This is a genomic window from Zoogloea sp. (genome assembly GCF_028689785.1).
In the GTDB taxonomy this organism is placed as follows: Bacteria; Pseudomonadota; Gammaproteobacteria; order Burkholderiales; family Rhodocyclaceae; genus Zoogloea.
On record NZ_JAQVCN010000021.1, the window covers coordinates 1 to 13,444 of the forward strand.

The 13,444-nt window shown below is 65.4% G+C and carries 9 protein-coding genes and 1 pseudogene; 7 read left to right on the forward strand and 3 right to left on the reverse strand.

Translation table 11 applies throughout. The features are described from left to right. Positions 1-336 (reverse strand): annotated as a pseudogene (locus PHI64_RS11085) (hypothetical protein); the annotation flags it as partial. A gap of 446 nt (positions 337-782) precedes the next feature. On the opposite strand from PHI64_RS11085, the gene cydP reads away from it, so the two are divergent. The 5 genes from cydP to PHI64_RS11110 all read left to right on the forward strand — a co-directional run bounded on the left by cydP (position 783) and on the right by PHI64_RS11110 (position 4,893). Beyond that, positions 783-1,004, forward strand: coding sequence for a cytochrome oxidase putative small subunit CydP (gene cydP / locus PHI64_RS11090; RefSeq protein ID WP_299882596.1), 222 nt, complete (start codon positions 783-785; stop codon positions 1,002-1,004). Further along, positions 1,001-2,536, forward strand: a complete 1,536-nt coding sequence (locus tag PHI64_RS11095; protein WP_299882598.1) for a cytochrome ubiquinol oxidase subunit I — start codon at positions 1,001-1,003, stop codon at positions 2,534-2,536. Before cydP ends, PHI64_RS11095 begins: the two co-directional genes overlap by 4 nt. A 9-nt stretch (positions 2,537-2,545) precedes the next feature. Next, positions 2,546-3,682 (forward strand): cytochrome d ubiquinol oxidase subunit II, encoded by a 1,137-nt coding sequence (gene cydB / locus PHI64_RS11100; RefSeq protein WP_299882600.1) that lies wholly within the window; start codon positions 2,546-2,548, stop codon positions 3,680-3,682. A gap of 18 nt (positions 3,683-3,700) precedes the next feature. Then, the gene (gene cydX, locus PHI64_RS11105; protein ID WP_299882705.1) at positions 3,701-3,787 is read left to right on the forward strand and encodes a cytochrome bd-I oxidase subunit CydX; all 87 of its coding nucleotides are present in this window, start codon (positions 3,701-3,703) and stop codon (positions 3,785-3,787) included. A gap of 116 nt (positions 3,788-3,903) precedes the next feature. Further along, positions 3,904-4,893, forward strand: a complete 990-nt coding sequence (locus PHI64_RS11110; protein WP_299882603.1) for a hypothetical protein — start codon at positions 3,904-3,906, stop codon at positions 4,891-4,893. A gap of 146 nt (positions 4,894-5,039) precedes the next feature. On the opposite strand, the gene PHI64_RS11115 is transcribed toward PHI64_RS11110, so the two are convergent. Beyond that, entirely contained in the window at positions 5,040-5,900 is an 861-nt protein-coding gene (locus PHI64_RS11115) for an alpha/beta hydrolase (RefSeq protein ID WP_299882605.1), read from the reverse strand. A 214-nt stretch (positions 5,901-6,114) separates the two neighbouring features. Between PHI64_RS11115 and PHI64_RS11120 the strand changes: the two genes are divergently transcribed. Together PHI64_RS11120 and PHI64_RS11125 are read left to right on the forward strand one after the other, a co-directional pair. After that, positions 6,115-11,262, forward strand: coding sequence for a RecQ family ATP-dependent DNA helicase (locus tag PHI64_RS11120; protein ID WP_299882607.1), 5,148 nt, complete (start codon positions 6,115-6,117; stop codon positions 11,260-11,262). Beyond that, complete coding sequence (locus tag PHI64_RS11125) at positions 11,214-11,519, forward strand: SEC-C metal-binding domain-containing protein (protein ID WP_299882609.1); 306 nt, start codon at positions 11,214-11,216, stop codon at positions 11,517-11,519. Before PHI64_RS11120 ends, PHI64_RS11125 begins: the two co-directional genes overlap by 49 nt. Before the next feature lie 77 nt (positions 11,520-11,596). Here the strand turns inward: PHI64_RS11125 and PHI64_RS11130 are convergent, their stop codons facing one another. Then, positions 11,597-13,441 carry an SIR2 family protein gene (locus tag PHI64_RS11130; protein WP_299882611.1) on the reverse strand — a complete coding sequence of 615 codons (1,845 nt, stop codon included), beginning with the start codon at positions 13,439-13,441 and terminating at the stop codon, positions 11,597-11,599. Positions 13,442-13,444: the final 3 nt, after the last annotated feature.

Below are 13,444 nucleotides of genomic sequence, written 5' to 3' on the forward strand. Positions count from 1 at the left end.
CTGCGTGCTTGGGCATGGAGAAGTCCTTGGGCGGGTCGGAAGAATGACGGCGGATTCTCGTGGCTGACCCCGGGCGCAACAATGTGGCATGGTGTCGCACAGTGCTCCATGCCATGGGCTTACACGTTTCCGGACCGCCCCCCCAAGGTTGAGGTCCAGCAGAACGTAGGCGGGCCTGATGCTCACCGTCAGCGCCAGGGCGTCATCGATGGCAGCTGCGGCGTGAACGCCGAAGCCATGCTGCTGGAGCGAGCGTGACAGGACCTGCGCAAAGGTCTCGTCGTCCTCCACCAGCAGCAGCGGCCCATGGGCGCGCAGGGTGTTGGTCATGTCCATGGCAGGGCTGCCCTGGGCAGGTGGATGGCGACCGTTGTGTGCTGTCTGGAATCGTTGTGGATGAAGAGGTCGCCGCCAAGCCGCTCGATGGCGCTGCGGGCCACTTCATGGCGGATCTCCGGATCGGCGATCGATTCTCCAGGCGGGGAGACGAAAAAAAGAGCCCTGAGGAAAGGGCTCGAAAATGAGGTGGCTTCTCCGTTTTCGAAGAGCTGCGCCGAATCCTAGGCGGTCTCGCTGTGGCCGGAAAGTGACCGATCGTCGCACCCGGAGCTGCGCCTGCGCGGCGATTCGCCGCGCGACCATGGGTCACTTCTGCGCGCCCATTCCCTTGTCCAGAATCCGCCCCGTCCGACGCTCCAGGGCCCGGACAGTCCTCCCGCCGGGAGCGCTCCGCCAGGGCCTCCCGGCCCCCCTTCACCCGACCCCCGCGGGAGCTTCCCGAGATGAAGTCCTTGCCGTTTCCGTCCAGCCGGCTTGCCCGGGACATCACCCTCACCATCGCGGTCAAGCTGCTGCTGGTGGCCTGCCTGAAGTTCGCGTTCTTCAGCGAACCCATGGACAAGGCCGAGGCCGCGCAGCGGATTGCCGATCGTGTGTCGGGGCCTTCCGCGCCGGCCGGTGATGCGTCGCCGCCGTCATCCCATCCACATCCGGAGAAACCATGATCAACGAAACCGTCGTCGATCTGTCGCGGCTGCAGTTCGCCGCCACCGCGCTCTACCACTTCCTGTTTGTTCCCCTGACCCTCGGTTTGTCCTGGTTGCTGGTGATCATGGAGGCCGCCTATGTCATGAGTGGCAAGGAGATCTACAAGGACATGACCCGCTTCTGGGGCAAGCTCTACGGCATCAACTTTGCGCTGGGCGTCACCACCGGCATCACCATGGAGTTCCAGTTCGGCACCAACTGGGCCTACTACTCCCATTACGTGGGCGACATCTTCGGTGCGCCCCTGGCCATCGAGGGGCTGATGGCCTTCTTCCTGGAATCGACCATGGTCGGTCTGTTCTTCTTTGGCTGGAACCGGCTGTCCAAGGCCGGCCACCTCACCGTCACCACCCTGATGGCCCTGGGCACCAACCTGTCGGCGGTGCTGATCCTGATCGCCAACGGCTGGATGCAGAATCCGGTTGGTTCGGCCTTCAACCCGGTCACCATGCGCATGGAGCTCACCGACTTCGCCGCCCTGGTCTTCAACCCGGTGGCCCAGTCCAAGTTCGTGCATACGGTGTCGGCCGGCTATGTAACGGGCTCCCTGTTCGTGCTCGGCATCTCGTCCTGGTATCTGCTCAAGGGGCAGCATGTGGAGTTCGCCCGTCGCTCCTTCCGCATCGCTGCGGCCTTCGGCCTGGCCGGCACGGCATCGGTGATCGTGCTGGGTGACGAGTCGGGCTACTCGGTGGGCGAGGCCCAGCACTCCAAGCTGGCAGCCATCGAAGCCATGTGGGAGACCGAGCCGGCCCCCGCGGGCTTCAATCTGATCGCCATTCCCAACGAGGCCCGCCAGGCCAATGACTTCGAGCTGCGCATACCCTACGTGCTGGGGCTGATCGCCACCCGTTCGACAACTGAAGTCATCCCCGGCATCAAGGAGATCCGCGAGAAGAATCGTCAGCGCATCGAGTCGGGCATTCAGGCGGCGATTGCCCTGGAAGGCATGCGCAAGAACCCGCAGGACGAGGCGGCCCGGGCTGCCTTCATGGCCCACGAGAAGGATCTGGGCTACGGCCTGCTGGTGAAGAAGTACGTGGAAGACCCCCGCCAGGCCACGCCGGAGATCATTCACAAGGCCGCCATGGATTCGGTGCCGCGGATCGCGCCCCTGTTCTGGAGCTTTCGGGTGATGGTCGGGCTGGGCGTGGCCATGCTGGCCCTGATGGTGGTGGCCTTCTGGCACAGCGTGAAGGGCAGCTTCCAGGACAAGCCCTGGTTGCTCAAATGGGCTCTGTATTCAATTCCCATGCCGTGGATAGCCATCGAGGCCGGCTGGTTGGTTGCGGAATACGGTCGTCAGCCGTGGACGGTGTTCGGTGTGCTGCCCACCCACCTCTCGGCGTCCAGCCTGTCGGTGGAGAGCCTGTGGGGCTCCATCGCCGGTTTCGTCGGTTTCTATTCGCTGCTGCTGGTGGCCGAGATGTACCTGATGTTCAAGTACGCCCGTCTCGGCCCCTCCGTCCTGCACGCCAAGACTGCCTGAGGAGCCATCATGTTTGATTACGCAACCCTGAAACTGATCTGGTGGCTGCTGGTGGGCGTGCTGCTCATCGGCTTCGCCATCATGGATGGCCACGACATGGGGGTGGGCACACTGCTGCCCTTCCTGGGCAAGGACGATACCGACCGCCGGGTGATGATCAACAGTGTCGCGCCTCACTGGGACGGCAATCAGGTGTGGTTCATCACCGCTGGCGGCGCGGTCTTCGCGGCCTGGCCCCTGGTCTATGCCACCGCTTTCTCCGGCCTTTACTGGGCCTTGCTGCTGGTGCTGTTTGCCCTGTTCTTCCGGCCGGTGGGTTTCGAGTACCGCTCTAAACTACCCAACCCGGCCTGGCGGAAAGGCTGGGACTGGGGCCTGTTCGCCGGCAGCGCAGTCCCGGCCCTGGTGTTCGGGGTGGCCTTCGGCAACCTCTTCCAGGGCGTGCCCTTCGATCTGGACGACAGCATGCGCTCCAGCTATTCGGGGTCCTTCTGGGCGCTCCTCAATCCCTTTGCCCTGCTCTGTGGTGTGGTGAGCCTCTCCCTGCTCACCCTGCAGGGGGCCACCTTCCTCTCCCATCGGGTCGAGGGGCCGCTGCAGCGCCGCACCATCCTGGCTGCCCGGGTGTGCGGTGTCGTGCTGCTGGTGAGTTTTTCGCTGGCGGGCATGTGGGTGGCGCGGATGGAGGGCTATGTGCTTGAGTCCATCCCCGATGTGCGCGGCGTGCTGACCCCGCTGATGAAGGAGGTGGGGCGGGCGCCGGGGGGGTGGTTTGCCAACTTCAACAACTTCCCCCAGTTGTGGATCATTCCCGTGCTGGCCTACGCCGGGGTGGGGGTGGTGCTGGCCAGTATCGGCAGCGGGTGGACCCTGCTGTCCTTCGTGGCGTCCTCGGTGGCCTGCGTGAGCGTGATCCTGACGGCGGGTGTGGCCCTGTTCCCCTTCGTGCTGCCCTCATCCGCCCATCCGGCGGTGAGCCTGACCCTCTGGGACTCCACCTCCAGCGAGCTGACGCTGAAGGTCATGCTATGGGCGGCGCTGATCTTCACCCCCATCGTTGTCGCCTACACCAGCTGGGCCTACCGGGTGATGGCCGGAAAGATCACCCGCGACTACATCGCGGCCAATGACAAGCAACTCTACTGACAATCGAAGGAGATCATCATGTGGTATTTCACCTGGGTGCTGGGTTTGGGGTTCGCTGTACTTCTGGCGTTGGTGAACGCGCTGTGGCTGGAGGCGCAGGAGTGATGGCCGGCTAGGGAGACGAGGGCCCTGTATCGGATGGGGCTCGTCCGGCGCCTGTCTTGACGCCACCCGGAGTAGATATACTGCGTGCCGAACTTTAGCCATCCGGAGAGGCCGTCATGCCCACATCGTCGTTCAGCAGGTATTGGTTTTTCTTCTGTTCGTTGTTCATCCTGATGGCCGGGTTCGCCGGCCAGGCCTCCGCCGAGTGGGGCGAAGGTGATTACCGGATCATCAAGGCCTTGTATGGCACGCCGGAGAGGCATGTCGACGTGACCTCGCGCCTCAAGGAGCTGGCTCAGCGTGATGAGCGTTTCCGCCTCGGCAACGGCGTCTTCGGTAGCGACCCGGACAAGGGCCGCGTCAAGACCCTGCGCATCGAGGCCGTCAGCGCCAGCGGGCGCAGCCGCACCTTCGAATACACCGAGGGCAGCTGGGTGGATGGGGCTCAGTTTCAGGGCTGGAGCAGCGGCAACTGGGGCGGTAACGGTGACAGGGGAGCGGGTTGGGGCGATCGGCCCGGCTACCAGGACCGGAACGAGGGCGAGTACCGCATCCTTCAGGCGCTGTATGGCACGGCGGAGCGCAATGTGGACGTGACCCGCCGCCTGCGCCAGCTGGCTGGCCGTGACGAGCGTTTCCGGCTGAGCAACAGCACCTTCGGCGTCGATCCGGACAAGGGCCGCGTGAAGGTGCTGCGTATCTATGCCGAGGGCCCCCGTGGGCAGCGCACCTTTGAATACACCGAGGGCAGCTGGGTGGATGGCGCCGAGTTTGCCGGCTGGTCTGGCGGCAGCTGGGGCAACGGGGGGTGGAATGGTGGCTGGGGCGGCTCGCGGCCGTCCTACAACGACAACAACCGCGACCGGGACCCGGACGGGCTGAAGATCCTCCGCGCCGAGTACGGCACCAGCAGAAATCGTATCGACATCACCCATCGCCTGAGCCAGCGGGTCATCCTGAACCGCCTGACGGCGCGGGTGAACAACGACTTGGCGGGTGACGATCCGGCCCGTGACCAGGTCAAGCGCCTGTGGGTGACCTACAGCGTCGCCGGCCGCGAAATGCGCCGGGATGTGCGAGAGGGGCAGGTGCTGGTTCTGCCGTGATCAGGATTTGAGGCGGGTGGGGGCGCTGTGGCGATCCTGCCGAAATGATGCAGAACGGGCGCCGGAGCAGGCGCCCGTTCTGCATTTTTGGTGGGCTTGATGCCGTTTGGAACGTCATCCGCAGAGCCCGCTCATCGCCATGCCGCTTACGACCGTCCGTGATCGAAGGCATTCGACCCTGCGGGAGAGGCCGTGTCTGCCAGAAAGCCCCTCACCAATTCGATCACCGCTTCCGGGTGTTCCCGGTGCGGCATGTGGCGGGAGTCCGCCATGATCTCGACCTGAGCCCGGCTGGCGCGGCTGAGTTGACCGATGAGTTCGGGGTGGCGGGTTGAGCCGTACTCGTCGTGAAGCCCGTGGATGGCGAGCAGGGGGCAGCTCACGTGGGGCAGAACGGGGGCCAGGGACCAGCCGGCGAAGGCCGGACTGAGCCAGGTTTCGGTCCAGGCGTCGAGCACCCAGCGTGCCTTGTCGCCGTGGTATTTCTCGAGCCGCTCCACCTGCCGGACATCCTTGAACTGCTCCTTGGCGACCCGGATGCCGTTCAGGGTCCGGTCTTCGGGAAAGGCCTGGGCGGCGATGGTGATCAGCGCCTCGCAGTCGGCGGCAAACTCGGCAGCACAGTTGACGGCCATGCCGCCACCCACGCTATGGCCGAAGGCAATGAAGGGCCCGATGCCCAATTGCCGGCGCACCAGGGTGAAGTCGTGGTGGGCTTCCGCGGCGATGAAGTCGAGGGGCAGGGCGCCGTGGCGCGGGCTGGACTGGCCGAATCCGAGCCGGTCGTAGGCGACCACCCGGCGGCCGGTGGCGAGGCTTAGCGCAGCGGGGAAGTCACGCCACAGCTCCACGCTGCCCAGGGAGTCGTGGAGCATGACGATGGGGGCGTCGGGCAGGGGGCGGCCAGCCGGCAAATCGGGCGTCCAGACCCGGCTGAACAGGCGGCCTTCGGGGTGCTCGATCCAGACTTCGGTGAAGGGGGCGGTGCCAGGTGTTTGGTCAGACATGGGCGTTGGGCTCGTGGGGGCTCGTGGGGGCGTGTCGTCCGGACTCGCAGGCCGGGCTTTGGCCTGATTGTTAGTCAGTGTTGACGTGAACGTCAACTTCTTGCGGGGTGTTGAAGTGGTGTAGTCATCGCTGCTCATTCGGGCGGTGATGCTGCACCCCCCGCCGCTGCCATTACAATTCCGTGTATGACAAACAAGCTCTACGCGGTGGTGCATGGCGGAACGCGCTGACCCACCCCGCGCCCGGTGTCTCTGCCTTGATATCGAAACCGCCCGCCAGGACCAGAGCGCCCTGCGGGAGTTAGGCGTGTTTCGCCCCGATCTGGACGCCCGGCTGCGCATTCCCGGCAAGGCACGTGACCTGGCTGCGCGTCTCGATGAGCTGACCGAAGGTGCGACCTTTGTCCTCGGCCACAACGTGGTGGCCTTCGATCAGCCGGCGCTGGCGCGGCTCCATCCCGGCCTGGCTCTGCACCGCCTGCCGCTGGTAGACACGCTCGAACTGTCTCCGGTGGCTTTCCCCCAGAACCCCTATCACCGCCTGGTGAAGGACTACAAACTGTGCACCACCACCCGCAACGATCCGGTGCAGGACGCGGAGCTGGCCTACGCGCTCTTCCTGGATCAGAGAGCAGCCCTGCAGGCGCGGGTGGCGGAGCATCCGGACGAAGCCCTGTGCCTGCACTTCCTGCTCTCGCCCGAGCCGGGCAAGGGGGTATCGAGTTTCTTTGCCAGCCTGCGTCGGGCGCTGCGCCCATCCCTGGAAGACGTGGTGGCGGCCTGGCAACGGGCGACCGCCGGCAAGGTGTGCATCTCTGCGCAGCGCACGCTGCTGGCCGAGTGGCTGCCCGACCCGGTGTGGCACAAGCCCCTGGCCTATGTGCTGGCCTGGTTGCGGGTGGCCGGTGGCAATTCGGTGCTCCCGCCCTGGGTGGGGGCGAGCTTTCCGCGGGCCCGCGAGGCCATCTCGGCCCTGCGCGACCAGCCCTGCCGCGATCCGGCCTGCACCTGGTGCCGTGAGCAGCATGATGTGGAGGCCCTGCTGCCGCGCTTCTTCCCGGGCATCACGCGCTTTCGCAGCACGCCCGCCACGCCGGACGGGCGCTCCCTGCAGCAGGCAATCGTTGACAACGGCTTTGCCGGCATCTCCACGCTGGCCATCCTGCCCACGGGGGGCGGCAAGTCCCTGTGCTTCCAGCTCCCGGCCCTGGCCCGTTACTACCGCAAGGGCAGCCTCACGGTGGTCATCTCGCCCCTGCAGTCGCTGATGAAAGACCAGGTGGACAACCTGGAGGCGCGGGGCGTCACCTGTGCCGGCTATCTCAACAGCCTGCTCAACCCCCTGGAGCGGCGGGCCATGCTGGACAAGCTGCGCCTGGGAGATCTGGGGCTGATCTTTGTGGCGCCGGAGCAGTTTCGCAGCACGGCCTTCGCCACGGCCCTGATGCACCGGGAGGTTGGCGCATGGGTGTTCGACGAGGCTCACTGCCTGTCCAAATGGGGGCATGACTTCCGGCCCGACTACCTCTATGTGTCGCGCTTCATCCGGCGCCGCCAGGGCGACGCACCCTCGCCGGTGTTCTGCTTCACGGCCACCGCCAAGCCCGACGTGGTGGACGACATCTGCGACCACTTCGAGAAGCGCCTGGGCGTGCGGCTGGCCCGCCTCGAAGGCGGCGTCGGCCGCGACAATCTGAGCTACGAGGTGCGGCAGGTGCAGGTCCAGGCCAAGTATGCGGACGTGCTCCGCCTGCTCCAGGAGGCGTTGCGGGAGGAGGGCGGGGCCATCGTCTTCTGTGCGCGCCAGAAGACTGTTGAAGAGCTGGCCCGCTTTCTGAAGGACGGGGGGCTGGATTGTGGCTACTTCCATGGCGGCATGCTGCCGGCCGACAAGCGCCGGGTGCAGGAGGCCTTTCTCAACGGCAGCCTGCGGGTCATCGCCGCCACCAACGCCTTCGGCATGGGCGTGGACAAGCCTGATGTGCGTCTGGTGATCCATCTGGACACGCCAGGCTCGCTGGAGAACTACCTGCAGGAGGCCGGGCGGGCCGGGCGCGACCAGGCCCCGGCACGCTGCATCCTGCTCTACGACGATGCCGACCTGGACGTGCAGTTTCGCCTGCTCAAGAACTCGCGCCTGACCCAGCACGACATCCTCTCCATCCTCAAGGCCCTGCGTGCCATCGAACGCAGAGACCGGAGCGAAGGCGAGGTGGTGGTCACCAGTGGTGAGATTCTGCTGGAAGTGCCTGAATCCAACCGTCTTGATCCGGACGCCAGCGACGCCGACACCAAGGTGCGCATCGCCGTGGCCTGGCTGGAAGAGGCCCGCCTGCTCGAACGCCACGAGAACCACACCCGGGTGTTTCCGGGCAGCCTCATGGTGGCCAGCATGGACGAGGCCACCACGCGCCTGCGCCAGAAGCTGGGTGCCGATGCCGACATCGCGCCCTACCAGCAGATCCTGTCCATCCTGATGCAGGCCGCCGATGACGAAGGTTTGTCCACCGACGACCTGATGCTGGCCACGGGCAGCGACTCCCGCCGCCTCCAGGCCATGCTGAGGGAGCTGGACACTTGGAAGCTGCTTTCCAACGACACCGAGATCGGCGTCACCCTGTACCGGGACCCGGACAGCGCCCAGCGCATCGACGAACTCGCACGCATCGAGGATGCGCTGCTGAGTATCCTGCGGGAGCTGGCCCCCGACGCCGCCGACGACGGTTGGCAGATCCTCGACATGCGCCGCCTGTGTGACACCCTGCGGCGCGACGCCCGGGCGGATTTCAACCCCGAGCGGCTGACCCGCCTGCTCAAATCCTTCGCCGAGCCCTTTGGTGACGGCGAGGGGCAGCGCGGCTTCTTTGCCCTGCGCCCGGCCGGCCAGGACTGCCGCCACATCAAGCTGCTGCGCAGCTGGCAGGAGATCGACACGATCCGCGTCCGCCGCATGGCGCTGGCCCGGGTGCTGCTCAACCTGTTCCTGGCCCGTCGCCAGGGCAACACATTGCTGGTGACCTGCAAACAAGGAGAGCTGGAGGCCGGCTTGCAGGCCGACCTGACCCTGGCGGGGTTGAGCGTGAAGGACTGGAGCGTGGCCTTGTCCTCGGCCCTGCTCTATCTGGACACCAACGAGGTGTTGCACCTGGCCCGGGGCAAGGCGGTGTTCCGGGCGGCCATGAACATCGAGCTCAACCCCGAGGCGCGACGGCGCCAGTTTCGCAAGTCGGACTACGCCGAGCTGGCCCTGCACTACAAGGACAAGGTCGTGCAGGTGCATGTAATGGCCGAGTACGCCAAGCTGGCGGTGCAGAAAGTGCAGGCGGCGATGGCCTTCATTGCCGACTACTTCAGCCTCGACCGGGCCGTGTTTGTCCGGCGCTACTTTGCCGGCCGCAAGGACGTGCTCGAGATGGCCACCACCGAGGCCGCCCATCGCAGGATACTCACCGACCTGGCCAACCCGGACCAGCAGGCCATCGTTGCCGCGCACCAGGAGGGCAACTACCTGGTGCTGGCCGGCCCCGGCGCCGGCAAGACGCGGGTCATCGTGCACCGGGTGGCCTGGCTGCTGCGCGAATGCATGGTGCTGCCCGAAGAGATTATGGTGCTGGCCTACAACCGCTCCGCGGCGGTGGAAATCCGCCGCCGCCTGTGGGCGCTGGTGGGCAGCGACGCGGCCGGTGTCACGGTGCAGACCCTGCACGGCCTGGCCATGCGTCTCACCGGCACCAGCTACGCCGTGGCGATTGAACGCGGAGAGTCGGTGAACTTCGCGGAGGTCATCCAGCAGGCCACTGCACGCCTGCGGGCGGCGGAGCAGGGCGACGGCGCCGGCCCTTCCGTGATGCGCGACCGCCTGCTGGCCGGGCTGCGCTTCTTGCTGGTGGATGAGTACCAGGACATCAACGGCGACCACTACGCCCTGATCAGCGCCCTGGCCGGGCGTACCCTCCAGACCGAGGAAGACCGCCTGTCCCTGATGGTGGTGGGCGACGACGACCAGAACATTTACGCCTTCGACGGCGCCAACGTGCGCTACATCCGCCAGTTCGAGGCGGACTACCAGGCCCGGCGCTTCTCCCTGGTGGAGAACTATCGTTCCACCGCCCACATCATCCACTGCGCCAACCGGGTCATCGCCCCGGCCCGGGAGCGGATGAAGGCCGGGCAGGAGATCCGCGTCGATCACGCCCGCCGTGGCCAGCCCGACGGCGGCGCCCAGGCCGCCCTGGACCCGCTGGCAGCGGGGCGGGTGCAGGTGCTCGAAGTGCCGCGGAATCTCCATCGGGAGGTGCGCATCGCCCTGGCCGAGCTGCAGCGCCTGCACGCCCTGGACAGCAACCGTGGCACGGCCTCGTGGGGTGGCTTTGCCGTCATCGCCCGGCGCTGGGAGGATCTGGAACCCATGGCCGCCCTGTGCCGGCAGCACCGCATCCCCGTGCAGCTTCTGCGGGACGGCAGCACCACGAGCCTGCATCTCACCCGCCAGGGGCACGCGCTGCTGGCCTTGCTGCGCGGGGCCCGGCGGCGGGCGTCGCGGCGGCGCGTCGTGCTTCGCGCCGGCACCCTCGGGCGCTGGTTCCGGCGGCGTCATGGGCTGGATCTGGACGCCGCCATCGCCCACCCCTTCAAGGCGGCCCTGGCCCAGTTCATCGTCGACACCGAGTCCACGGCACCGGGATGCGAGCGGGTGGTGGGCGACCTCATCGATGCCCTTTACGAGTTTGGAGCCGGCGGGCGTGCCCCGGCCGGAATGCGCCCGAACGCCCCCCTGGTGCTGATGACCGCCCACCGGGCCAAGGGCCTGGAGTTCGAGCACGTGCTGGTGCTGGATGGCGGCGGCTGGCAGGGGCGCAGCGACGACGAGCGCCGGCTCTTCTACGTGGCCATGACCCGCGCCCGCCGCAGCCTGTGCCTGTGCGAGGCCATCGGTGGTGCCCATCCTTTCACCCGCGATGCGGATGGGCTGAGCCTGCGCGTTCGTCCCGAATGCCCGCCGGAAGTGGCCACACTGGACACCCGGGTCTGGCTTGCCGACCCAGGGCACGTGGTGCTGTCGTGGCCCGGGCGCTTTGCGTCTTCGGCGCCCATACACCGGGCGCTCGCCGCCCTGGATGTGGGCAGCCCCCTGCGCCTGCTGCCCCGCGCCGACGGCAAGCCGGGCTGGGTGCTGGCCGATGAGCATGGCGTGGTGCTGACCCGCATGTCGGCGCGTTTCAGCCTGCCGGTGGGCGACATCCTCGCCGTACGCGTCGCCGCCATTCTGGTGCGGCATGCCCGGGAAGGAGAGGCCGGGCTGCATTGTGACCAGTGGGAGCTGGTCCTGCCCGAGATCGAGTATCGGCCGGCAGGCGGCTGATCGCGCTGGATGGCTATGAGGTCTCGCCCGAAGAAGAGGCGCTGACCCGCACCCCGGCGCAGCGTGCGGCGCTGACAGCACAGATCGAAGGCTCGCTGTTGCAGATGCACGCCTTCTGGCTGCCGCTACGGCAGGCCGTGGCCGAGCGCGAGCGGGCGCGGCGCCTGAGCCCCAAGGTGGGCCGCAATGAACCCTGCCCCTGCGGCAGCGGCAAGAAGTTCAAGAAGTGCTGCGGGGCGTCGTCTGAGCGGCACTGACCCGGAAGGCAGCGCAGATCGGCACCCGGAAGCGGCGGGGTTGTGCGCTGGACTTTGCCTGCGGCTGAGGCTCGCCACTACTTGAAAACCGAAGTAACTAACAATTTCACGCGCTCGACAAACCCGAGCTTGATTGGGCTATCCAGGTTGTTCCAGGCGTCTTCGCACAAGCTTCGGATGTCACCTGTGTAGATTTGATCAAGGCGATCAGGGGTCGTCAGGCCCAGATTCACGGAGAGTGACAAGGCAATGTAATCACTGAACTCATGGTTCACCGCGCCAGGCAATTCACAAATTGACTTATTCGATCCCTGTTGCCGCTTCCCGTGCTGCAACAAGGCGGAAATCAAGCGTATGGCGTGGTAATCGAAATTCCCGTCGGCTTTATGCACCAGCAGCGGCTCAAGCTGCAACACAGGCGTGGTCAGCAGTTCGTGGATGTTCCACTCAAAATCATCGTCCAGATAATTCCGTTCGCCAATCGACTTCAGATATTGCTGTAGGTAGCTGAAGGCCACTGACAGTTTTCCATGGGCATAGCCATCAAACTCCGGCGAATTCGACAAGGCACGAAGCAGATTGTCCAGTGCCATCCTCAGGTTCTCGTCGGTCTGCCGAGTCGCAAACGAATGGCCATGAAACACGCGCTGCATGACGGAAAGATACTGGCCGGTTGCGGACTGCGGAACCGCCCGGTGCATCCAATGCAGCAAGGGCATCAGGTCGATGAAGTCGCCGAGGAAATGGCTCAGGTCCATCTCCAGTTTGATGGGTGGTTCTTCCACCGGTAGCGGCTCAGGCGCCACACCCCGGTGCCGCAACTCGTTTTTGGCCAGGCTGAGCAGGCTTTCGACAAGCTCATACCGATCTTTCTCGAACCAGATCGGGGTGATGCCCAGCTTGGCCAGTTCCGCGTTGCGCTGGGCGATCTCCGCAGGGGTCTCCGGGGCTTGCTCGATGGCGAAGTGCTGTTTGGTCTCCGCCTCTTCGCCCATGTCTTCCCTGATTTTCCTGAATACCTGAACCGTTCGGTCATTGCTCAGGCTACAGCCCAAAAAGAGCAGACTGCTGTTCTTGTAATGGTAGGCAAGCAGCTTGGGAATGGGCTTGTGCAGATTCAGGCTGCCGTTGCCATAGGCCTCGTCATATTGGTTCTTGCTGAGGATGCAGCGTTTCGGCTCGCGAATATCCCCGTGCAGTTTGATGACCGTGATCTTCTTCGGATCGGGCTGCTCCAGCGCATTCGGGCCATTGATTACCTGAACCCTGTCGGCCTCGCCGGTTTCAAACGACTGCTCAAGCAGGCGATCGTAATTGGTCGTGATCACCGTATCCGTGAACAGCTCGGAGATGCGCCAGACCACATCGGGGATCGTGGGGTTGCGGGAGAACTCATCGCGAATTTCGTTGATGAACACCTCGCGGCCCCGAACAGCCTCGATCTCTTCCAGCACCGTTTCGTAAGCGCCGGCAGCCAACAGTTCTTCGATGCGTTCCGCAGCGATATGCGCGGTTTTTCCCTGGTGGCGCAGATGCTCCTTCCAGCTTGAAAACCCCGCCGAGGCCGAAATGCCCGCCCCGACAAACGGCACCACCGCCCCGGTTGCAATGAGATTAACAAGCTGAATGAAGTGATCCTCATTGCGCTGGAACCAATGCTCATCGCCAAGCTGCTCCTGAAACCAGGATCTGCCCAGCGCCTCGTGGCGACAGGCTTCGCGAAACGCCTGGAATGCTTCGTCATAGCCGTTTCTGTCCCCCGCAAACAGCGCCTTGCTGGGCTGGGGCAAGGCGTCAATGCCATAGTCAATCCGGGCCGCCTGCCCTTCCTCGCCATCCAGCCACTCATTGAAATCGGCAAAGTGCTCGTAGCGGGTGTGCTCGTCTTCGTCACACCAGATTTTGTGCAGCGCCGGCGTCATACC